Source organism: Desulfonatronum parangueonense, assembly GCF_054656975.1.
In genome coordinates, this window is sequence record NZ_BAAHXH010000003.1 from 4,697,152 (window position 1) to 4,719,451 (window position 22,300).

A 22,300-nucleotide genomic window follows, 5' to 3' on the forward strand; every position below is an offset into this window, starting at 1 on the left:
CGGCTAGGGAAAGATCACTTCCAGGAGCAGATGCGTTCCGTTGCGCAGAACTTCAAGATACAGCGGTTCCCCGGAGCGCACGGCCTGCATTCCGGCCTGATGCAAAACTTCAAGCGCCGTGATCGGAACATCGTTGGCCGAAATCAGGACGTCGCCGGGCTGGAGACCAGACTGATCAGCCAGGGATTCGGGGAGAACATCAGAAAGTATGGCTCTGTCCTCGATCCAGGCAATGACCATGCCCAGGCGGCGTGGCTGTTCCGGGCAAAAGTAGAACAGGTCGCCGGAGTCCGGATCAGGTGTGGGACCGCCCCTCCAGGGAACAAGCGTGAGGATCCGCGACGCGGGTTCCAGCACTCGCAACCGATGCGGGATGCCATGGCCGTATTCCACGTGCCCGGATCCCGCCAGAATGACCAGGGGGCGTTCCAGGGTGTTCTGCCAGTGGATCGCACTAAAAGCCATCTGCGTGTCCCACAGGGACTGGATCAGAATAAATCGCTCCAGTTCGAATCCGGCCTCCGCGGTACGTTCGGGCATCATTTCAATGTGCAGGGAAAACTCTTCTTCGAGTAATGATTCCTGTTGCGGCGGCGGAGGGATGATCACATGGGGCAGCAGGCCCCGGTCATCCGGTGGAATGCTTTCCATGCCGTCTGTTCTGACCCGGTGGAGCAGTTCCTTGGGAACATTCAGCCCCAGAACGGGAATGCCCAGTTCCCTGGCTTGGGCCAGAATAGGACTATACAGCGAGAAACTGTAACCCCAATACTCCCGCCATCCCAGTTTTTCCTCCAGTTCCTCCAAATCAATAACGCCCCTGTTGAAATCGTCGAGAATGTCCTGGGCGGACCATGGAACCATCTCCAGCCCCAAGGCAAGATCCTGATTTGATGCGGAAAGGGCGAGCAGAGCGTCTTTCTGGAATCGATGATCGCAGGTATTGGTGTGGGATTCACCGATCAGGATAAAGTCGTGGTCAGGAACCAGGCGGGCGAGGTCATCCTTGGCCAGATGTTGTCCTTCGGCCAGGAAGAGGGTGCCGGGCGTGCCGGGAAGTGCCATGTCCGGCGGATGGACTGTCGGGGGATGAAGGGGGGCGCAGCCGGCACTCAGAACCATCAGGAGCAGAATGCACGGCAGCGCCCGGAAAGGGATCAATCCCACTTGCGTTTGTCCTCAATGGGACGAATCTGGGCGGGCAGCGAACCTGGGGCCACGACCTTCAGTTCTGGACGCAGACCGATTTTTTCTCGAAACGTATGGAAAAGCTCATTTTCCCGCTTGAACTGGCTGGCCTCGATGAACAGAACGATTTCATCGATGCCGCCGGGATTCGTGACCTCGATCTGCCAGCGTTTGATCTCTTCAAAGGAGGCCATGACCTGTTCCACCTGGTGCGGGTAGACGAACATGCCCTTGATGCGGGCCGTGGTGTCCACGCGACCGACGATGTTGCCCAGTCGCGGTGAACTGCGGCCGCAGGGGCAGGGCGCCCTGTCGATGTAGGAGAGATCGCCGGTGGACAGGCGGATCAAGGGATAGGTCTTGTTGAAGGCCGTAACGACGATCTCTCCGACTTCGCCGTCCTTGAGGGGAATGCCTGTATCCGGGTGGCAGATTTCGGCGAAGACGCGGTTGGAGACATGCAGGCCGTTCTTATGGAAACACTCGTAGCCGATGGAGCCGACATCCGCGGTTCCATATCCTTGACGCATGATGATGTCGAATTTCTTTTCCAGTGTGTTGCGCAGTTTCTCCGGAAATTTCTCGCCGGTGACAAAGGCCACTTCAAGATAGAGGTCCTTGCGCAGGTTCAGACCCGCTTCTTCGCCTTTCTGCGCCAGGTGCATGAGATAACTGGGCGTTCCGATGAAGCCGGTCACCCGCAGTTTTTGCATGATATCCAACTGGGTGTTGGTGTTGCCTGGACCCGCCGGAATCACGGCGCAACCGAGATTGCGCAGCGGCTCCTCAAACATCAGGCCGGCCGGGGTGAGGTGGTAGTTGAAGGTGATCATGTTCACGTCGCCGGGACGAAATCCGGTGGCGTAAAACCCCTCGGTCCAGCCCCAATAATCGTCGACCCGGTCCTCGGGATCGAAAATCGGCCCGGGGGAAAGAAAGATGCGCCGCAATTCCCCAAGATCCTTGGTCAATAGACCGCCCAGGCGCGGGCCCATGGTCTGCAGAAATATAAGTTCCTTCTTTTTGATGATCGGGATGTGCTTCAGGTCATTGAGCACCTTGAACTTGTCGGGGCTGAACTGGGCCCGGTCAAAACGTTTCTTGACGTCTTCGGAATACCTGTAGGCATAGGTCAGCAGATCTTTCAGATGGATCTGATAATATTGTCGACGCTCACTCTCATCCAGTACCTCCCGGCGACTATAGATGCCTTCGGTACGGTCTTTTCGGGTCATAGTTGCTTCCTCTCTTCCATGTTCACGAATTTCCACTCCTAACCTATAAACAGGGATAATTAACAATGCGTAACAGAAAAAGCAAGTGTTTCATCAAACAAACAGCAATTCCCGCTCCGCGGCTCTGATACCCTTCTGCACACGCCAACGCCCCCGTGCCAAGTGCGGAGGCAAAGCAGGGCCCTCCGTGCGTTGCGGCGCGGGATTGTGGCTAGATAGCTGGTTGGCTGTTCCTCAAAAATTCTCACAAAAACCCTCACGTCGAACACGATCGATCACAGCCAGCTCTTAAGACGTGTCGCATGTCAGTGGGATGCCGGTTCGATGGATGAGCAAGCGGTAAAGTGTCTCCCAATCGGGAATCAGGCAGAGATCAAAAGCACTCCGCAGTAGCCGCCAAAAGCGGCTCTTGCCCTGCGCTGCAGACACGGCGGCCTGAAACAAGCGGCAGCAGCGTTGCTGGATCTGGTCGATCAAAAATGCCAGCATCATCAGGTGCATCAGCACAGTGCTGAGGTTTTGGTTGCCGTGACCGAAATTGTGTTCGAAGTGATAGCCTTGGTTTTTGAGGGTATTGAAGGTCTCGTTCTCGATTTTCCAGCGGGCGCGGGCTCCTCGCATCAGCTCCATAATGTTTGCAGGGGTTATCAGGATGTCGGTCACCCAGGAGAAATGGACGACCTTGCCCTTTGGGGTGGTCCCCCAATACTCGAAAAAATTGACCTCCAGGTCGAAATTGGCGTCATTGAGCGGGACGCCGTTGAGATAGCGAAACCGATGGCTGGTTCCGCCCTCATCAATCTCCGTGTATTCGACGGTGGTAGGCACTGTATTGACCCAGTCGAACAGGTACTTGTGGTCATCGGGCTTGGCACCGAGAATGAAGCGTATGTCCTGGGCCTTCAACTGGCGGATGTGCGGGCCGTTGGAGGCTAGCGCATCCTCGATGACGATCAGCTTGAGGTGAGGGTGCTCGCGGCGCAGGTCTTCCAGCAACCGCTTGGCGGCATTACGCTCGCAGTCGTTTTTTGTAGCCCCATCCTGCTTGAGGATCGGTTCGGGCGCGAGCGCAAAGACCTCCTTATGGTCCGGATGCACCAGCACGGCACCGAGCATCTGGTGGTAGTAGGTGACCTTGCCGTTGCGGTGGTGTTTTTCGCAGCACTGCGCGCAATGGATGGTTGGCGAGGAGAAATAACCGGTTCCGTCCAACGAGAGGAGATAGTGCCCATCCAGATAGCTGAACCCTTCCAGCCCCTTTCCGCGCTGGAGCATGCTCAAAAAAATCTTGTAAAGGGAGCGCAACTGGCGAGGATCGACTTCATCGAGACGCTCTCGAAAGCGGGTATCGCAGGGAGGGCGTTTGATGCCATACAGCGACTGGAGATTTGCGGGCGTTGTACCTTGCCTTCCGTCCTTGTCGAACTGAAGCAGTGAAGGGTACTTGAGGCCAAATAACGCCAGCCCCGCCATCAAGTGGTCCACCAGCGGTATGTCGCAGCCTAACTTATCAGGGATTGCGGCAAAGCATTGGCGGGCTTTACGCAACAGGCCAGGAATGCTGAGTTGCTTGCGGGAGAAGGAGTCGCGCATCCGTGATAACCTCAATGTACAATGGAAATTAAGAAAGAGGCACGTATACTGATTTTCAAGAAAGTTTACGAAAAACTATTTTCCTGGAAATTTATATCCATTTGTTATAATTTAATTTTTATTTTTGGCGGGAATTGCTGTCAAACAAATCCGGAGACGGTTCAGGGAATTTGGCGACTGATGAGAGAGGAGATTCAGCGGGTGGGATCGTGCTTCCTCAGTGGGTGATGAGTATCGGAGTCCATATCGGTGTCGGAGTCGAAGCGAAACCATGTGAAGGGGTATTCCATGTTTTCGGTAACTATTCAGCACATACTCTGTGATCACTTGAGAGCTGGATTCCGGTTTTTGCCGGATTGACGTATCATACCACGTCCATTCAAAGTTAAGTCATACCGGCGAAGGCCGGTATCCAGTCCGATTTTTCTCGGATGGACTGAATAGTTACTGTTTTCGAAACCGATTCCGACCTCCGACCCCGATTCCGATTACCTGAGGAAGGAAGGGGGCTGTGTCGTTACCACAAAGAAAAGACAGTAATTTTAAATTACTGTCTTTCTTTGTAGCCTTTGCGTCCTGAGCGAAGCTGGCGGTTCAAATCTTTTGTTTGGGTTGCGGGCATGGTCCGCGATAGAACGGAATCGTCGCGGATGGTGGATGATGATTCGGCCCAGGCCGGCGCTCTCAATCCGTCGCGTAATCCTTGATGATGCCTTTGGCCGCCAGAAGCCCGGTGGCCGCGGCTGAGACGATGTTGCCGGCCACTCCGGGGCCGTCGCCTGCGACAAACATGCCGGGCACGGAAGTGCGCAGATCCTGGTCTGTTTCCATCTGCGTGGCGAAGAACTTGATTTCCGGAGCGTAAAGCAATGTCTCGTCGTTGGCCACGCCGGGGACCACGCAGTTCAGCTTTTCCAGGCCTTCGACCAGATTGGTCAGGATGCGTTCCGGTAGAGCCATGGCGATGTCGCCGCAGGTGACGTTGGACAGGGTGGGGCGGATGAAACCTTTGGAAATGCGATTCCAGGTGCTGCGCCGTCCGCGCTTGAGATCACCGAAACGCTGCAGGATGGGCTTGCCGCCGCCGATCAAACTGGCCAGCTTGCCGATGGCTTCGCCGTAGGCCTGGTTGTCCGTCACCGGCTCGGTCAGAACCACCTTGGAAAGGAAGGCGAAGTTGCAGTTCTCGGATTTCCGGTCCAGATAGGCATGACCGTTGACGCAGACGAAATTCTGGTAGTTCTCCAGGGAAACATAGCCGCCGCGGTTGGTGCAGAATGTCCGGGTCTGGTCGTCGTACTTCCTGGTCTGGATGAAGAAGGTGGGATCATAAATGATGCTGGTCAGGTCGTGCATGATGTCGTTGTGCACTTCCACGCGCACCCCGACCTCGATGCCGCGCTGGGTGAGATTGATGCCGTGGGCCTGGGCGATCCGCCCGGCCCAGTCCGCGCCGACCCGACCGGGAGCCAGCACCACGTTCCGGCAATGCAAGACGTCTTTGTTGGTGACCACGCCGCTGACCCGGCCCTGGTCCACAAGGACTTCGCGCACGTCCTCGTTGGTCCGGATGATCACGCCTTTGTTCTGGACATGGTTGGCCAGGGCCGCGATATGGTCCGGGAGCTTGTCGCTGCCCAGGTGTTTCTGGCGAATCAGGAGCAGATCGATTCCGGCCTTTTTCGCCTGCTTGCGGATTTCCCGGGCCTGCTCCATGTCCCTCGGGTACACCGGTCCGTCCATGCCGAACTGCGTAAAGACCGCTTCCGTTTCCCTGATCAGATCCCGGGCCTGATCCGGCGTGAGGAACTGGGTCAGGTCGGTCTTGCCCAGGATGTGGATGAAATTCAGCTTGCCGTCAGAAAACAATCCGGCCCCACCGATGCCCGAGAGAATGTTGCAGGGTTTGCAATGATGACATGTTGGACTCTGGTTCTGACCGATGGGACAAGTGCGACGCAACGGGGATCGCCCCTTATCCACAAGCATGATCTTGAGGTCCGTGTGTTCCGCAAGGTAGTAGGCGGCAAACAGACCCGCGGGGCCCCCTCCGACAATGATCACGTCGGCATGGGGTGTTTGATTGGTAGTCGACAAAAGATGCTCCGGTTATGAGTTGTTTTGACCGTTGAAGCGAGCGAGAATGATGGAGTCCAGGTCCCGCTTGGGAACATGGTGCACTCCTTTTTCATCACGCCAATATTTAATGCTACCGTCTTCGCCGAGTTGCTCCAGGACGATTTTCTCCTTGGGCCGTCCAATGGCAATGACCATGAGGACTTCAAAGCCTTCGGGAACGGATAAAATCTTGGCCAATTCCTTTTTCTTGACGGAGCCGACCATGCATCCGCCAAGACCCATTTCCGTTGCCCCCAGAAGAATTGTCTGTGCGGCGATGCCCATATCCCAAGCGGCGGTTTTGGAATGACGTTCATCCCCGAGAACCACAACGTATCCGGAGGGGCGTTCTCCCTCGGCCGGTCCGTTCCAGTCCGTGAGATAGGCTGCCCAGGCCAATTGCGGGAAGATTTGGTCATTCATTTGGGGATCAACGCTGATCATGTACCGCAAGGGTTGAAGATTGGCCGCGGAAGCCGTCAACCGGGCCGTATCCACCAGGTCTTCCAGAGTGGTCAGGGAGAGCTGGTAATTCTCATAGAAACGGCGGAAGCTGCGGGTTCTGGAAACAAGTTCACGCAGGGTCATCAGTTCAACTCCTTCATCAAGAACTTCCTCATCAAGAACTCCTCCATTCGATCCTCTGAACAAATAAACCGGCATCGACCGGCATGCTCTGCGCAAGGCCTCTCCTGTGCTTGATAACCGCCTTTGTGACCCTGCTGGCCGATTGTGTTCTGGAGACGCAAGGCAAGGCGATATCAAGCCAAGACAGTGTGTCTATCACGGCTTGTTCCGCAGGAAAAGAGAAAAATGCAAGGGGTGTATGTTACTGAACAGAGTCGGGGGTGGTTTCCAGCTCGAAGGCCGCGGCCATCAGGGTTCGGGTGTAGGGGTGTCTGGGGTTGTTGACGATTTTTCCGGCCGGGCCATGCTCCACCACTTGGCCACGGTGCATGACCAGGATTTCATGGCTCAAGGCCCGGACGACGCGCAGGTCATGGCTGATGAACAAATAGGCGGTATTGTGCTTTTGCTGCAGATCACGCAGCAGATCCACCATCTGGGCCTGCACGGACATGTCCAGGGCGGATGTCGGCTCATCCAGGACAAGCACGGCCGGTTTGAGAATCATGGCTCTGGCCACGGCGATGCGCTGGCGCTGTCCGCCGGAAAATTCATGCGGATACCGGTGGCGGCTTTCCGGGTCAAGGCCGACTTCCTGGAGCGCCTGGGCGATCAGGGATTCTCGCTCTTCCGGCGTGTGCCCCATCCGGTGTACGGTCAGTCCCTCTCCAATGATCTGGGCAATGGACATTCGCGGATTGAGGCTGCCAAAAGGATCTTGGAAAACGATCTGGATGTTCCGGCGCAATGGACGCAGGGCCTGGGAACGGATTGACTCGATGTTCCGTCCCTGGAAGATGATCCGCCCGGTACTGGCGGTCAGTCGAAGCAATGCCAGGCCGAGAGTGGTTTTGCCGGAACCGGATTCGCCCACGACTCCAAGGGTTCGGCCGGAGTACAGCCGGACATCCACCCCGTCCACGGCCTTGACGTGACCCACGGTGCGTTTGAGCAGGCCTTTTTTCACCGGAAACCAGACCTTGATCTCCTGGCCGGACATCACGGGATCCCCGGAAGGCGGACCCGTTTCCACTCCGCCGCGCGGTTCGGCCGCCAGCAGTCGGCGGGTATAGGGATGTTCGGGACTTTGAAAGATCGTATCCACGGTGCCGGACTCCACGATGCGTCCGTGCTGCATGACGCAGACATCGTCAGCGTTCTTGCGCACAATGTTCAGATCGTGGGTGATCAAAAGCATGGCCATGCCCAGGCGTTTCTGAAGATCCTTGAGCAGGGCGAGGACCTGGGCCTGGATGGTGACATCCAGCGCCGTGGTGGGCTCGTCGGCAATCAGCAGGTCCGGAGCGTTGGCCAGAGCCATGGCGATCATCACCCGTTGACATTGTCCACCGGAAAGCTGATGCGGCCACTTGGAAAGCTTCTGCACGGGGTCGTCCAGGCCAACCAGGTCAAGAAGTTCCAGGGCGCGTTCCCGGGCCGCGGGTGGCGTCAGCTTCCCGTGCAGGCGCAGCATTTCGAATAACTGCTTTTCCACGGTATGCAGCGGATTGAGCGAACTCAAGGGCTCTTGAAAGATCATGCCGATCCGCCCGCCGCGAATATGGCGCAGGATTGTTTCGGAAGCCCCGATCAGTTCCTGGCCGTCCAGCAGGATCGAACCGGTGGGATGGAAGGCCTGGGGATAGGGCAGCAACTGCACGACGGAAAGTGCGGTCACGGATTTTCCAGAGCCGGATTCCCCTACGATCGCCAGAGTTCGTCCCTTTTCCAGAGTAAAGTCGACCTTCCGGACAGCCTCGACGATCTTGCCCGAACTCTGAAAGGAAACTGAGAGATCATGAACCTGGAGCAGAGGGGAGGATGGCATGGTGTTGGGGTCTTGAATTCATGTTGAATGTGAGCTGCCGGAAACCATAACGAAAGCAAGACGTGTTCCGGGAGGTCCAACTGGGCGACGGTGCATGATCATGCCGTCTTTTTCCGCGGATCAAACGCATCCCTGGCCGCCTCCCCGATGAAGATCAGCAGGCTGAGCATCACGGCCAGGACAACAAACGCGGTTATGCCCAGCCATGGGGCATGGAGATTGGCCTTGCCCTGGGCCAAGAGTTCCCCCAGAGAGGCCGAGCCGGGAGGAAGCCCGAACCCCAGGAAATCGAGAGAAGTCAGGGTGGTAATGGAACCGTTGAGGATGAAGGGCAGAAATGTCAGGGTGGCCACCATGGCATTGGGCAGGATGTGCCGGAACATGATGGTCAGATCGCCCACGCCCAGGGCGCGCGCGGCCCGGACATAGTCGAAGTTGCGCGTGCGCAGGAATTCCGCGCGGACCACGCCCACCAGGGCCATCCAGGAAAAGAGCAGCATGATCAGCAGCAGCCACCAGAAGCTGGGTTCGATCAAGGCCGAGAGAATGATGATCAGGTACAACAGCGGCAAGCCGGACCAGATTTCCATGAAGCGCTGCAGAAGCAGGTCGGTCCAGCCGCCGAAGTAGCCCTGCACCGCGCCGGCGGCAATGCCGATGACCGTGCTGGCCAGGGTCAGGATCAGCCCGAAGAGGACCGAAATCCGAAAGCCGTAGATCACGCGGGCCAGCACGTCGCGGCCCTGGTCGTCGGTGCCGAGCAGGTTTTCCCAAGTCGGCGGAGAGGGGGCCGGTACGTCCAGAGTCAGGTTGACGGTGTGGTGGCTGTAGGGGATCAGGGGCCAGATCATCCAGCCTTTTTCTCGGATCAGATCCTCCACGTACGGGTCACGATAATGGGCTTCCGTAGGAAAATCCCCGCCAAAGGCCGTTTCCGGATAAACATTGAAGATGGGGAAAAACCACGCATCATCATACCGGATCAGCAGCGGTTTTTCATTGGCGATGAATTCCGCACCCAGGGTCCCAAAAAAAAGGACCAGGAAAATCCACAAGGACCAGTAGCCGCGCCGATTTTTCCGGAAATTGGCCCACCGGCGCTGATTAAGGGGATTCAGTCGCATAAATGCCATGTTTGATGTCGCTGGGTGGGAGTTCCGCGGGGGAGGCTGTGATTCATGTTTCTTCAGATAAGATTTGTCTCGCGCTTTTCAAGCTTTGCTCCAGCCATTCCGCAAATCTGGGTGCTTCATCGCTCAACGACGCGAACCGGATGGTCATGTCCAGGCTCCACCACTGCACCGGAGTGTCCAGGGGAATGATGTCCCGGATCTTGACTGCATCCTTGGCCGTGCAGACCACATGTCCGGCACCCGCGGTTTTTGCCTTGCGGACAATATCATCGATATCCCGTGGAGAAAAAGCATGGTGATCGGCGAATGCGTCATGACGTCGGGGAGCGGCGCCAAGCAGGGCCGAGGCGGTGTGGTCCACAAGTGCCGGATTCGCCACGCCGCTGACCAGCATGTAGGTGTTGTCGTGCCTTTCCGGCAGGCGGTGGGTCTGTTCGGAGGTCAGGAGGTTGGTCAGTCCCTTGGGGCTGGGTGCGAAAAAAAATATTGGCTTTCCGAAAAGGCTCAACCGGCTTGCGACCAATTCTCGCGCAAAGGTGGGGAAATTGTCCAGGTCGGGAAGCTTGATCAGAAAGGCATCGGCCCGGGCAAGTGCCTTCGGGCCTTCACGCCATGGGCCGCTTGGCAGGACCCGGTTCCAGTCTTGATCGAGATCCTGGGGCAGAAGCAAGGCCAGGTTGACGTCCCTGATGACGGGCAGATGCTGGAATCCATCGTCCAGAAGAAAGAGGTCCGGGCTCCACTTTGACCATGCCCATTTTCCGGAGCGGGAGCGTTTGGGATCGACAACGACATGGGCGTCGGGATTGGCTTGGGCCAGTAGCAAGGGTTCGTCGCCAGCCTCCGCGGGTCTGGACTCAGGACGAACGAGATAGGGCAGAGCCGGAGGGCGGGAGCGATACCCCCTGGTCAGGACGACACTGCGCATCCCGCTCCGGGATGCCCAGTTCAGCAGCCAATGGCAGACCGGAGTCTTGCCCGTGCCGCCCCAGCGGATGTTGCCAACGCTGATGCAGGGACATGGCGGCCTCCAGCGCCGGAGAACCCCTTTGCCGTAGGCCTGGGCGCGCCAAGCCATGAGCCCGGAATAGATGGATGCCGGAAGGGAGAGGATGGACATGGGGAATTGATGCCGCACATATTAACTGATCACAGACCACTGCTTGGTGCAAAATGACTTTTTGCACCAAGCTCGTGTCAGCCGGCTACATGCCCATGATGTTGTAGCCCGCGTCCACGTAGATGGTTTCCCCGGTGATGCAGGTGGAGAATTCGGAACCCAGAAACAGGGCCAGGCCCGCGGCGTCTTCCTGGGTCACGTTGCGTTTCAGGGGCGCGCGTTCCTCGACATGCTTGAAAATTTGCTTCATCCCGGAAATGCCCGAGGAGGCCAACGTTTTCAGGGGACCGGAGCTGATGGCGTTGACCCGCACGCCCTTGGCGCCCATGTCCACGGAAAGATAGCGGACACTTGCTTCGAGAGCCGCCTTGGCCACGCCCATGACGTTGTAATTGGGAATGACTTTCTCGGCGCCGAAATAGCTCAAAGCCATCACGGACCCACCTTCGGACATCCGCGGCTCAAAGGCCTTGCACAGGGCAACCAGGGAATAGCAGGACACGTCCAGGGCCAGGGCAAAACCGGCTCGGGAAGTGTCCACGTACCGTCCGGCCAAATCTTCGCGGTTGGCAAAGGCCACGGAGTGCACCAGAATGTCCACGCCATCCCACTTCCGGGCGACCAGTTCGGCGGCCTTGGCTATGTCGTCATCACTGGTCACGTCGCAGGGAAAGATGAATTCACATCCCAGCTCCTGACTGATCGGTTCAACACGTTTCAAAATGGCGTCGTTCACGTAGTTGAGGGCCACCGCGGCCCCGTGATCCTTGAAAATTTTGGCGATGGCGTAGGCAATGCTGCGATCGTTGGCCACTCCAAAGATCAGGGCTTTTTTTCCAGCTAAGAGCATGCAGGTCTCCTTATTGGTAAGGCAGGTGTCTTCCGAGCGAATGTCAGGGAAGCGTCAGTTTTTGTCCGGTAAGCAAGGCATAGGCGTCAAGGTAACGATTCTTGGTCTGCTCGACTATGTCAGCAGGGAGGTTGGGAGCGGGCGCTTTCTTGTTCCAGCCGCTTTGCGTCAACCAGTCGCGCAGGTACTGCTTGTCGAAACTCGGCTGGCTTTTGCCGGGCCGATACCCGTCCACGGGCCAGAAGCGAGAAGAATCCGGGGTCAGCACCTCGTCAATGAGCAGCAGTTCATTGCCCGCCATGCCGAATTCAAACTTCGTGTCCGCGATGATGATCCCGAGCTCCTTGGCGTATTCACGAGCCCGGGAGTAGATTTCCAGGGAAATGCGCTCCACCTCGGCGAAAATGTGATCGCCGATCAGAGCAGCGGCTTTGGCCGTGGAGATGTTCTCGTCGTGCAGACCCACATCGGCCTTTGTGGACGGAGTGAACAGCGGCGGGATCAATTCCTGAGAATCCTGAAGATTCATGGGCAGGCGATGGCCGCTGATCATTCCCGTGTTCTGGTAGTCCTTCCAGCCCGAACCGGTGATATACCCGCGCACAATGCACTCCACTGGCAGGGGAGCAGCCTTGCGGACCAGCACGGCCCGGCCCTTGAGCTGGTCGGCATGGGGCTGCAGGGAAGCGGGAAAATCCGCGATATCCGAGGCCAGGAGGTGGTTGGCTACGACATCTTTCATTTTATCCATCCAGAACAGGGTGATCTGGTTCAGGACCACGCCCTTGAACGGAATGGGGTTCGGCAGGACAACGTCAAAGGCGGACATCCTGTCCGTGGTGACGATCAGCAGGGTTTCTTGCGAAATTTCATAGATATCGCGAACCTTGCCGCGAGACAGCAATTTGAAATCAGGAAGAGAGGATTGAGTCAGGATATGCATACGCGGCGGTTATTTGCAAGGTTCATGGTAACTACTCAGCAGAGCCGGAAAAAGACCTGGATAGCGATAGCGCCGGCCTTCGCCGGATGACTAGCGTGGTAAAGGCTTGCCTGGATACGTCATTCCGGCGAAAGCCGGAATCCAGTGCTGGATATTGATCATGCACCGTATGTGCTGAGTCGTTACGGTTCATGTTGAGAATCCAAGGACAGGTCTCCTGCTTGAGTCGGAGCTATAACGTAAATGCCCGCAATTCGGAAGTCTCTTCATCAGGCGGGAATCGACGATTATGTGTCGTGATCCGCCGGTCAGCGCTCCATCCTTTCCAGAACGGAGCGAGCGTGGGCGTCGAGGCCTTCCAGTTGCGCCAGGCGGGCGATGTCCTTGCCGTGAGCGGCGATGTATTCGCAGGACGTGGCGATGATGTTCGATTTCTTGATGAAGTTGTCCACGGAGAGGCCGGAGGCGAATCTCGCCGTGCCCAGGGTCGGCAGAACGTGATTGGGGCCGGCAAAGTAGTCGCCCACGGGTTCCGGGCAATGATGGCCCATGAAGATGGCCCCGGCATTGCGAATGCGTCCAAGCAGTTGCCAGGGGTCGGCAACGCAGAGTTCCAAGTGCTCGGGAGCCAGCAGGTTGACGAGCTCGGCTCCGAGTTCCATGCTGGACGTCTCGATCAGGGCGCCCCAGTCTCCCAGGGATTGTCTGGCTGTTTCCGCGCGCGGCAGCTTTGCCAACTGGTTTTCCAAAGCATTTCTGACCCGTTCCAGCAATCCGGAACTGGTGCTGACCAGAATGGAAGCGGCCAGGGGATCGTGTTCGGCCTGGGACAGCATGTCCGCGGCAAGCCATTCGGGGTTCGCCGTATCATCGGCCAGAATCGCGATTTCGCTGGGGCCGGCGATCATGTCGATGCCCACCTGCCCGACCAGCAGGCGCTTGGCCGTGGTGACGTAGATGTTGCCGGGACCGGCAATGACGTCCACCGGCGGCACGGTTTCGGTTCCATGAGCGAGAGCGGCAATGGCCCAGGCACTGCCAAGGCGATAGATCTCTGAAATGTTCAGCAACGCGGCCGTGGCCAGCAGGTAGTCGTCCAGAGTGCCGTCGGCCCGGGGCGGGGATACAACGGCCACGGCGTCTACTCCGGCAACCTGGGCCGGAACGGCGTTCATGATCATGCTGGAGATCAGCGGAGTGGTTCCTCCCTGTCCACCGGGCACGTAGAGCCCGACTCGCTCCACGGGACGAACCATCTGGCCGAGGATGGTTCCGTCGGGCCGGGTCTGAAACCAGGAACGCTGTTTTTGCTGTTCATGAAACTCACGGACGTTCTGAATGGTGGTTTCCAGGATGGCTTTGTCTGTTGCAGGGATTGACCCGAGGGCTCTGGACAAGTCGTCCTTGGGTATGGATATCAGCTCCTTCTGGAAATCCGGGCAGTCAAAGCGCCGGGTATAATCAACCAGGACCGCGTCGCCCTGATCCCGGACCTGGTCCAGAATGTCGCGGACGCGCTGCTCCATGGCAATATCCGTGCTCCAGCGACCTTTGAGCCGGTCGTTCAGTGCTTTCCAATCTGATTTGGACGAGTATTTCAATTCACGGCAAGGCAAGATGTACTCCTTAAACAATGCTTCCTCTGATGGTTCAGAAAATGTATGAGATTAACAAATTATGATGAGCTGAGTGGAAAGAAGCAACTTATTCAGCACATACTTTGTGGTCACTTGCCGGAGCTGGATTCCGGCTTTCACCGGAATGACGTATCATACCATGTCTTTTCCAGTTGAGTCATACCGGCGAAGGCCGGTATCCAGTCCGATTTTTCTCGGATGAGCTGAGTAGTTACGGAAAGAATAACAAAAACAAACGGGCTTCTTTTACGAAGCCCGTTTGTGAAGGTCAATCCATGGTTGATGGTGCAATCATCTTCACCATAACGACCAGGTCGCGACAAGAACCGTCAGCAGGAGCGTGACCATGATCGGGGTGCTGAGGGGTGGTCGATCGACGTCGGGGTCAAAATCACGCAGGGGAGTGCGGAAGGTCCGCAGCACCTGGACGGGATCTGAAGAAAGGTGGGAAACAAAATCGGCGAACCGGAACCCAAGTCGTTCGCTGGTATCGAAGAATACGTTGACCCAGCCGATGAAGATACGCCGAAAGTACGGGGCGGCCTTGCGGTAGAACCAGTCCACGTCAAGGGAGATCAAATCCTTCGGCGTCATCTTGTGGCGCACGTACCAGAAACCGAGAAAGGTGAAGATCAGGATCTGGGTTGATTCCACCAGCAAGGGGAATGTGAAAGGCTTGAAGATCATGTCGTACGGAAGCTCCTGGTACAGCAGTCCGGGGAAGATTCCGTAAACGATGCAGAGCAGGGACGTTGCGGCCATGGCGGCCATCATGCCCGTGGGTACCGGCTTGAGTTCCTTATGGTGCACTTTCTCCTCGTGGTACCACGTATAGTAGGGCAGCTTGATGCCCACAGAGAGGAAGGTGCCAACGGAGGCCAGAATCAGCAGGAATTTCGCGACGTAGTAATAGCTTTCACCAGCGGACGTGATGATGATGGTCTTGGTCACGAAGCCCATGAACAGCGGCGCACCGGAGATGGACAGCGCTCCGATCATGTAAAATATCAGCACCCAGCGCATCCGGGAAGCCAAGGCCCCGAGTTCGCTGAGCTTGCTGGTTCCGGTGGCGTAGAGCACGGCACCTGCGCCCATGAACATCAGCGACTTGTAGAGGATGTTGCTGAAGGCGAAGGCAGCCGCGCCGTTGATGGCCAGCTCCGTCCCGATGCCCACGGCAGCCACCATGAATCCCACCTGGCTGATGATGTGGTAGGAGAGAATTTCCCGGATATCGTTGGCCAGGAACGCGTAGGACACGCCGTACAGGGCCATGGCAACACCCAGGGTAATGAGAAGAGGCCAGCCGGGAAATAGGACTGCCAGGACATAGACGGCGGTCTTGGTGGTGAAAGCGCTGAGAATGACGGAGCCGGTAATGGTTGCCTTGGGATAACTGTCCGGGAGCCAGGCATGCAACGGCACGACCGCGGCATTGATCAGGACGCCGATCAGGATCAGCCATGAAGCGAAGGATTCGCCTGGCGCGAAGGTCGTCAGAAGCAGCGAACCCGTTGTCTGGGCGTGGATGACGATACCGGCCAGCAGAAAGCTGCCTCCCAAGAGGTGGTAGAGCAGGTAGCGCATTCCGGCTCGTTGCGCGGAATCAGTCCGGCGGGCCCAGATCAGGTACGTGGAACCGGCGGCCATGACTTCCCAGCAGACGAGCAAAGTGAAAAAGTCGCCGCAGAAGGTCACGCCGAGAGCGCCGCCGGAATAGAGCAGTGCCGCTGCCTGTTGACCGGTATCGCGCATGTGCAGCGCATAGACGCCGCACAGAAAAGCGATCAGCGCAAAGATGATTCCAAAGACGCGACTGATCTGGGTAACCTCAAGTACCACCAGTTCATAGGTGGCGAAAGGCATGGTGACCACGGTTCCCAGGGGAATCGTGAGCACGAGAATCAGGGCGGCAAACGGAAAAGCCAGGAAAGCGGCGGGCCGGAAATTTTTTGGCAGGAGCGGCAAGATGAGCAGCCCCAGCCACATGACGAGAACCGGAGGCAGTTCAATGGGCATTTGTGTTTACATCCTGTTCTTTCGTGATGCTTTCATCATAATAATCGGGTTTCTTGGAAATAAACTTCTTTGCAAGAAACTTGGCTCCGAACATGAGAATCAGGCTTCCGACAAAACCGTAGACGGCAAAGAAGCCGGGAATCGCTTCCCACCAATAATTGTGTTCAAGGTATTGCCCGACAAGGGTCAGCAATGTCAGAACAATGATTACCATCCAGTGCCATCTCTTCATGGCCAGACTCCTGAGGCAAGCAGTGTTGACGGCATGTGGAACACGCTTTGTGAGATGCCCGCCGCCAAGTCGTACAGGTTGAGGAACAGATTGGGTTGCAGGCCCAACAGAATGGACAAAGTGGCCACAATGCATATGGGCACGACCATGAAGGGCGAGGCTTCACCGTGTTTTTCCAGGTCCTTGCCGCCGGGGCGGAAAAAGGCCCGTTGAACGATGGGGAAGAAGTAGGCGGCGTTGAGCAGGCCGCTGAGCAGGAAGATGCCCAGAATAATGGTCTGCTCGGCGGCCATGGCTCCCTGACAGAGGAACCATTTGCTGACAAAGGCGTTTATGGGCGGAACTCCCGCCAGTCCCATGGCGCCGACGGTGAACGCTCCCATTGTCCAGGGCATGACTCTGCCAATGCCGTCAAGCTGGGAAATTTTCGTCTTGTGCAGATTGACGTATATGGCTCCGGCACAGAAAAAGAGGCAGATTTTCGTCGTGGCGTGGTTCGAGAGGTGCAGCAGACCGCCGGTGAAGCCCTCGGGAGTGAGCAAGGCGACGCCAAGGACGATGTAGGACAGGTGTCCAACCGTGGAGTAGGCCAAGCGGCGTTTCAGGTCGTCCTGGTTCAGGGCGATCAGGGAGGCCAGGATGACCGTGGCTCCGGAAAAGGTGGCCAGTATCAGGTTCAGGCTGAACTCGTGCATGACTTCAGGGCCGAAGATAAACCCCACGACACGGATGACGCCGAACACGCCGGCCTTGACCACGGCTACGGCGTGCAGCAGAGCCGAAACCGGAGTCGGGGCGACCATGGCCGCTGGAAGCCAACTTTGCAGCGGCATGATCCCGGCCTTCACTCCAACCCCGGCAATGAACAGGATGAATAAAACCTTGATCAGCATGGGGTCCAGAACGATCCCGCCGAAAATTCCTCCGGGATTGAAATCCAGGGTGCCGGCGATGAAGTAGGTGATCCCGATGGCTGCGATGAGCACCACGCCGGCCGACATGGCGTAGAGCAGGTACTGTCGCCCGGAACGCATGGCCTCCTGGTTTTCCTTGTGGATGACAAGAGGATAGGTGGCCAGGGAGAGAATTTCGTAGAAGATCAGGAACGTGAGCAGGTTGGCCGAAAAAGCGATGCCGATGGTGGCCGAAAGGCAGACCGCGAAGCTGGCGAAGTAACGGGTCTGTTTTTTCTCATTGGCCCCGCGCATGTAGCCGATGGAGTAGAACGAGGTCAAAATCCACAAGCCCGAGGCGACCACGGCGAAGAGCATGCCGACTGCGTCGGCCCTCAGTTTGAGGGCGAGGTCCGGGCTCGAGGATATCTGGACAATGGTGAATTCCGCTACATGCCCGGACATGACGCCCGGCAGCAGGGACAGAACCAGCGGAAACTTGATGAAGGCCGCGGCCAGAGTCCAAAACTCCCGCATGTTCGGTCGGTTTGAGCTGGCGTAGATCAGTGGGACAGCAGCCAGGGAAACCAGCACCGCCAAAAAGGGAACCGAGGATGTATAGGTGACGATATCGTACATTGCGGAATTCCCTTACAGCCAGCCGGGGATCATGGGCACGATGAGATTTGTGACAATCCAGGCGTTGGCAAAGCCAAGTACCAGGAGTCCGACGGCCAGAATGATTGTTGGGATGAGCATGGATGCAGGCGCCTCATTGCGGGCAATGACGTGCGTGCTGTAGTCAACACCTTCAGGTTCTTGAGGTTTCAGGTACATGCGTTCCATGACCCGGAAGAAGTAGGCCACGTTGAGCACCGTACTGACCAGCAGGGCCGTGAGGAAAATCCAGTGGGACTGCTCGATGGCGCCCAGGGCCAGATACCACTTTCCGAAGAAGCCGGCAGTGGGCGGCAGGCCGATCATGGAGATGGCGGCCAGGGTGAAGGCCGCGGAGGTCCAGGGCATGGATTTGCGCAGGCTGTTGGTCATCTGGGGGATGAGGCTGTGCCCGAGGCGCAGGCGCATGTGGCCGCTGATGAAAAAGAGACAGCATTTCATTACGGCATGGTTCAGGGCGTGGAGAATCGCGCCGATGAATCCCAGGGGCGAGGCGAGAGAGATGCCCACGGCGATGTAGCCGACCTGGGCCACGCTGCTGTAGGCCAGCATCCGCTTCAGTTCCGACTGGCAGATGGCCATGATCGAGCCCCAGATGATGCCCGCCGCGCCCAGGTACCCGATGATCTGCAGGAGATTCAACATTTCGGTACGCAGGTTGTCCGGGTCGACCACGAAGAACAGGACCCGGAACAACACATACGCCGAAACCTTCGTGCCGATGGGGGCGATCAGGGCCGTGGCCGTGGTGGAGGCATGGGTGTATGCGTCAGGCAGCCAGGCATGCATCGGGAACAGGGCCATCTTCAGACCCGTGCCCAGAACGATGAGCACCAGGCCGACGATCACTGCCGGTGAATCCTGAACCAGGGGCATCAGTTGGGCGATGTCCGCCATGTTCAGGGTGCCGGTGCTGATGAAAATCAGGGCCACGCCCAGGAGATAGAAGGTCGCACCCACAGTGCCCATGACCAGGTAGCGGAAAGCCGATACTACGGCCCGTTTATCGCCGATGGCGACCAGGGCGTAACCGGCCAGGGCGGCGATTTCCAGGTAGACATAGAGGTTGAAGAGGTCGCCGGTCAGGACCATGCCCGCCAGGCCGCCAAGAAGGAGCATGGACAGACTGTAAAAGGCGATCTCTTTCTGCGGGATTTCGTACTCCACGCTGCGTTTGCCGAAAACCATCACGATGAAGGTGATGCCGCAGAGCAGGGCGCAAATGAAGGCGGAGAGCGGATCCAGAACGAACTCGATCCCGATGGGCGGCATCCAGCCGGCGATATGATAGCTGATCCGACCCTGGGCCAGGGTGGCCTGCATGCCGATCACGGAGAAGTACAAGGCCAGGGCCGATCCCAAAACCGCGGTCATGTGCGCGGCCGCACGGTTCACGGCGCCCACCAGAGGGATGAGCATCGCCGCGAACAGAAAGGTCATCGGGATGAGGATGGGAGCTTGAGAGCTGATCATTTCATCCGCTCCAGGAGAGTCGGTTCGTCAAGAGTCTTGTACTCCCGGTAAATGCCGATGAGCAGGGCCAGGGCCACGCCCAGGGTGACCACGGCCACGACGATGGCCGTGAGCATCAGGGTATGCGGCAGCGGATTGAGGTACATCTCCGGGTTTTCCACGCCATAGCGAGGATCCAGAACCGTGACGCCCGCGCCTTCCTTGTACGCGCCCACGATCCAGAACATGATCGTGGTGGCCGCGACAATGGACATGCCCAGGACTTTTTTCATGAGGTTCTGTTTGACCATCATTCCGTAGAGGCCGATGGTGAAAGCCGTGGCCAGAAAGATGTAGGCGTAATAGCCTTGGATGAATTCGAGCATGCTCAACATCCCAGCAGGTCGTCGTAGATCGCGACCAGCGTTGTCATGACGGTTATGGTTACGCCCACCTCGACCAGCAGGATGCCGTAGTAGCGCAGGTAGGCCGGATCAAGCCACGGCATGGGCAGGTAATGATAGTCCAGGAAGTTGCCGCCGAAGAAGATGGACACCAGGCCGATTCCCGCGAAGATCAGCGCCCCCAGGGCGCTGAGCCGCAGGGTGACCCAGGACGGCATGACCGGCTGGGACAGGGAGGACCCCAGGCTCAGACGCAGCAGCAGGATGGCCGCGGCCAGGAGCACGCCGCCCTGAAAGCCGCCGCCGGGACTGTAGTGACCATGAAAAAAGACGTACAGGCCGATCAACAAAATGACCGGAGATATGCCGCGGCTGGCCAAATGGATGATGGGGCTTTCCGTGCGCGCCATCATTGCTGTTTCCTTGCTGCACAATTGCTTGTTGCTGGTGCTCATGGCTTTCTTCTCCCGACGTTCAGGATGAAAAAGCAGGCAAGGCCGCCGGCAAAGACCACGATGACCTCGCCCAAGGTATCGAAGGCCCGGTAGTCGGCGAGGATGACCGTGACCATGTTCGGTGTCCTGGTGTCCTCATAGGCGTGCTGGATGAAGTAGGTTCCGGCCACCGGAGTGCCCGCGGGGTTGACGTGCTGGTGAACCGGTGCGGTGACGTCGCCCCGGGGGGGCAGGCTCGTGACCGCAACGATTAATACACCCAGAAAGGCCAGAAGGATGAAATATTGTAGTGTTTTCAATCTCGACTCTTCCTTGATGTCATGAGGATGGCGACAATGCTGAATACGCCCACGGCGCCGGCGCCGACCACGGCCTCGGTAAAGGCCACGTCGATGGCCCCGAGGGAAACCATGATCGCCGCGGTGAGAAAACTGAAGATGGTCAGGATGACCGCCGCGGCCAGCAGGTTGCGAACCGACAGGCCGACAACCGCGGCAACAATCAGGATCACGAAAAGGAGAAATTCAATCATCCAATGCATGGTTCAGCCTTGGTCCTTGCGGTTACCGTACCAGGGTTTCATGCCGTAAAGTAGCGCGCGGCGAGCCAGGGCATGGGTCGCCACCGGGCTGGTGAAGGCCACGAAGACAATGATCAGCAGCAGCTTGGCCGCGGTAAGGGTGAATCCCTCAAAAACGGCCAGGCCGGTCAAAAACATCAAAATGCCCAACGTGTCCACTTTTCCCGCGGCATGGGCACGGGTGTAAAAGTCCGGCAGGCGGTTGATGCCGATGCTGCCCACGAGCATGAAAAACGTCCCGCCCAGAACGAGAATCACGGCCAGTGCATCCTGAAGAAAGCTCATTTCGCTGCCCTCGTGCTGGAACGAAAATACTTGGCCATGGCGATCACGCCGACAAAGTTCAAAATGGCGTATCCCAGCGAGATGTCGATGAACATGTCCAGACGGTCGTAAATCAGGCCGAAGAGCAGGATCAAGGTCAGGATCTTGGCGCCGACCGCGGTGGTGCCCAACAGACGGTCGAACACCGTCGGCCCCTTGTAGACCCGGTAGAACGGGATCAGCAGGGCAATGCACAGTATCAAGGCGATGGTGATGAAAAAGGTCTGCATCTATCTCCCCCGTCCGGAAGTGATCAGTTCAATATCGCAGCACATGTCCTCGCGCTCGCACTCCTGCATGTACAGCCGGGCGACCCGGGCTTCCATATCGCCGGTGACCAGGTCTTCCTCGGTGTCCCGGGTCAGGGCGTGAACCGTGAACAGATTGTCCTCGATGTCCAGGGTGAAGGTGCCCGGAGTCAGGGTAATGGAGTTGCCGAGGATGACCCGCGCGATGACGTTGGGTTGCCTGGACGTGAAGCGCACGATCATCGGCTCGATGGGCATTTTGGGATGCAGAACCACGTAGGCTACGTAGACCCCGGATTTGATGATTTGCCAGACCAGCCAAAAAAGGTAGAGGATCAGTCTGGGAATAATGATCCGGGTCGATCCGCACGTTTCGTTGTCGGCAAGAGGGATGTTGTGCAGCCTGCTGGACAGCCACATTACAAAGACTATGGAAAGGAATCCCCAAAACAGGTAGAGGGGATCGGTCCTGCCGCTGAGGATCAGCCACACCGCCGTGAGCAGCAGGGCCTGAATGACCAACCCGCGATATCGGAACCAAGAGGTTTTTGCTTGCATTGTATTCCAATCTCCGAACCAAAAGGACTCGGTTGTATGTTGAAAAGGAAACTTTGCACATTTTGGAACAAGCTGGGACGCTAATATGTGGATTTATTTGTCCTGTCAAGATTTTTTTTCTGGAAACAGCCTTGTTTCAGGGTTGCTTGTGATATAGATAACAAGGTGTTTTTATCCCGGACTTG

The 22,300-nt window shown here is 57.4% G+C and carries 22 protein-coding genes; all 22 read right to left on the reverse strand.

Features of this window, described 5'->3' with window-relative positions:
• Nucleotides 1-3: 3 nt before the first annotated feature.
• Nucleotides 4-1,167, reverse strand: coding sequence for a ChaN family lipoprotein (locus ACYQ15_RS21080; protein WP_459939434.1), 1,164 nt, complete (start codon nucleotides 1,165-1,167; stop codon nucleotides 4-6).
• On the reverse strand, nucleotides 1,158-2,423 hold the full coding sequence (locus tag ACYQ15_RS21085) for a phenylacetate--CoA ligase family protein (protein ID WP_459939435.1): 1,266 nt from the start codon (nucleotides 2,421-2,423) through the stop codon (nucleotides 1,158-1,160). The genes ACYQ15_RS21080 and ACYQ15_RS21085 overlap by 10 nt, the downstream gene beginning before the upstream one ends.
• Nucleotides 2,424-2,711: 288 nt before the next feature.
• The gene (locus ACYQ15_RS21090) at nucleotides 2,712-4,016 is read right to left on the reverse strand and encodes a transposase (protein ID WP_459937363.1); all 1,305 of its coding nucleotides are present in this window, start codon (nucleotides 4,014-4,016) and stop codon (nucleotides 2,712-2,714) included.
• Nucleotides 4,017-4,700: 684 nt separating this feature from the next.
• On the reverse strand, nucleotides 4,701-6,113 hold the full coding sequence (locus ACYQ15_RS21095; protein WP_459939436.1) for an NAD(P)/FAD-dependent oxidoreductase: 1,413 nt from the start codon (nucleotides 6,111-6,113) through the stop codon (nucleotides 4,701-4,703).
• Between the two features lie 12 nt (nucleotides 6,114-6,125).
• A complete protein-coding gene (locus ACYQ15_RS21100; RefSeq protein ID WP_459939437.1) occupies nucleotides 6,126-6,722 on the reverse strand; it encodes a nitroreductase family protein in 597 nt (198 codons plus the stop codon).
• Between the two features lie 241 nt (nucleotides 6,723-6,963).
• Nucleotides 6,964-8,589: an ABC transporter ATP-binding protein gene (locus ACYQ15_RS21105; RefSeq protein WP_459939438.1), complete on the reverse strand. Its 1,626-nt coding sequence runs from the start codon at nucleotides 8,587-8,589 to the stop codon at nucleotides 6,964-6,966.
• Nucleotides 8,590-8,687: 98 nt separating this feature from the next.
• Entirely contained in the window at nucleotides 8,688-9,722 is a 1,035-nt protein-coding gene (locus ACYQ15_RS21110; protein ID WP_459939439.1) for an ABC transporter permease, read from the reverse strand.
• Nucleotides 9,723-9,765: 43 nt separating this feature from the next.
• Nucleotides 9,766-10,842: a tetraacyldisaccharide 4'-kinase gene (lpxK, locus tag ACYQ15_RS21115; RefSeq protein ID WP_459939440.1), complete on the reverse strand. Its 1,077-nt coding sequence runs from the start codon at nucleotides 10,840-10,842 to the stop codon at nucleotides 9,766-9,768.
• Between the two features lie 85 nt (nucleotides 10,843-10,927).
• Nucleotides 10,928-11,692 carry an enoyl-ACP reductase FabI gene (locus tag ACYQ15_RS21120; RefSeq protein ID WP_459939441.1) on the reverse strand — a complete coding sequence of 255 codons (765 nt, stop codon included), beginning with the start codon at nucleotides 11,690-11,692 and terminating at the stop codon, nucleotides 10,928-10,930.
• Between the two features lie 43 nt (nucleotides 11,693-11,735).
• On the reverse strand, nucleotides 11,736-12,635 hold the full coding sequence (locus tag ACYQ15_RS21125) for a phosphoribosylaminoimidazolesuccinocarboxamide synthase (RefSeq protein ID WP_459939442.1): 900 nt from the start codon (nucleotides 12,633-12,635) through the stop codon (nucleotides 11,736-11,738).
• A 308-nt stretch (nucleotides 12,636-12,943) separates the two neighbouring features.
• A complete protein-coding gene (hisD, locus tag ACYQ15_RS21130; RefSeq protein ID WP_459939443.1) occupies nucleotides 12,944-14,251 on the reverse strand; it encodes a histidinol dehydrogenase in 1,308 nt (435 codons plus the stop codon).
• Nucleotides 14,252-14,569: 318 nt separating this feature from the next.
• Complete coding sequence (locus ACYQ15_RS21135; RefSeq protein ID WP_459939444.1) at nucleotides 14,570-16,291, reverse strand: Na(+)/H(+) antiporter subunit D; 1,722 nt, start codon at nucleotides 16,289-16,291, stop codon at nucleotides 14,570-14,572.
• Nucleotides 16,281-16,523, reverse strand: a complete 243-nt coding sequence (locus tag ACYQ15_RS21140; RefSeq protein ID WP_459939445.1) for a hypothetical protein — start codon at nucleotides 16,521-16,523, stop codon at nucleotides 16,281-16,283. The genes ACYQ15_RS21135 and ACYQ15_RS21140 overlap by 11 nt, the downstream gene beginning before the upstream one ends.
• Nucleotides 16,520-18,055: a monovalent cation/H+ antiporter subunit D family protein gene (locus tag ACYQ15_RS21145; protein WP_459939446.1), complete on the reverse strand. Its 1,536-nt coding sequence runs from the start codon at nucleotides 18,053-18,055 to the stop codon at nucleotides 16,520-16,522. The genes ACYQ15_RS21140 and ACYQ15_RS21145 overlap by 4 nt, the downstream gene beginning before the upstream one ends.
• Before the next feature lie 12 nt (nucleotides 18,056-18,067).
• The gene (locus tag ACYQ15_RS21150; protein ID WP_459939447.1) at nucleotides 18,068-19,567 is read right to left on the reverse strand and encodes a complex I subunit 5 family protein; all 1,500 of its coding nucleotides are present in this window, start codon (nucleotides 19,565-19,567) and stop codon (nucleotides 18,068-18,070) included.
• Complete coding sequence (locus tag ACYQ15_RS21155; RefSeq protein ID WP_459939448.1) at nucleotides 19,564-19,932, reverse strand: cation:proton antiporter subunit C; 369 nt, start codon at nucleotides 19,930-19,932, stop codon at nucleotides 19,564-19,566. Before ACYQ15_RS21155 ends, ACYQ15_RS21150 begins: the two co-directional genes overlap by 4 nt.
• Before the next feature lie 2 nt (nucleotides 19,933-19,934).
• Nucleotides 19,935-20,405 (reverse strand): MnhB domain-containing protein, encoded by a 471-nt coding sequence (locus ACYQ15_RS21160; RefSeq protein WP_459939449.1) that lies wholly within the window; start codon nucleotides 20,403-20,405, stop codon nucleotides 19,935-19,937.
• Nucleotides 20,402-20,704: a hydrogen gas-evolving membrane-bound hydrogenase subunit E gene (gene mbhE / locus ACYQ15_RS21165; RefSeq protein ID WP_459939450.1), complete on the reverse strand. Its 303-nt coding sequence runs from the start codon at nucleotides 20,702-20,704 to the stop codon at nucleotides 20,402-20,404. The genes ACYQ15_RS21160 and mbhE overlap by 4 nt, the downstream gene beginning before the upstream one ends.
• Complete coding sequence (locus ACYQ15_RS21170) at nucleotides 20,701-20,937, reverse strand: hydrogenase subunit MbhD domain-containing protein (RefSeq protein WP_459939451.1); 237 nt, start codon at nucleotides 20,935-20,937, stop codon at nucleotides 20,701-20,703. The genes mbhE and ACYQ15_RS21170 overlap by 4 nt, the downstream gene beginning before the upstream one ends.
• 12 nt (nucleotides 20,938-20,949) lie before the next feature.
• Nucleotides 20,950-21,270 (reverse strand): monovalent cation/H(+) antiporter subunit G, encoded by a 321-nt coding sequence (gene mnhG / locus ACYQ15_RS21175; RefSeq protein WP_459939452.1) that lies wholly within the window; start codon nucleotides 21,268-21,270, stop codon nucleotides 20,950-20,952.
• Complete coding sequence (locus ACYQ15_RS21180; RefSeq protein ID WP_459939453.1) at nucleotides 21,267-21,539, reverse strand: MrpF/PhaF family protein; 273 nt, start codon at nucleotides 21,537-21,539, stop codon at nucleotides 21,267-21,269. The genes mnhG and ACYQ15_RS21180 overlap by 4 nt, the downstream gene beginning before the upstream one ends.
• Entirely contained in the window at nucleotides 21,540-22,115 is a 576-nt protein-coding gene (locus tag ACYQ15_RS21185; RefSeq protein ID WP_459939454.1) for a Na+/H+ antiporter subunit E, read from the reverse strand.
• Nucleotides 22,116-22,300: the final 185 nt, after the last annotated feature.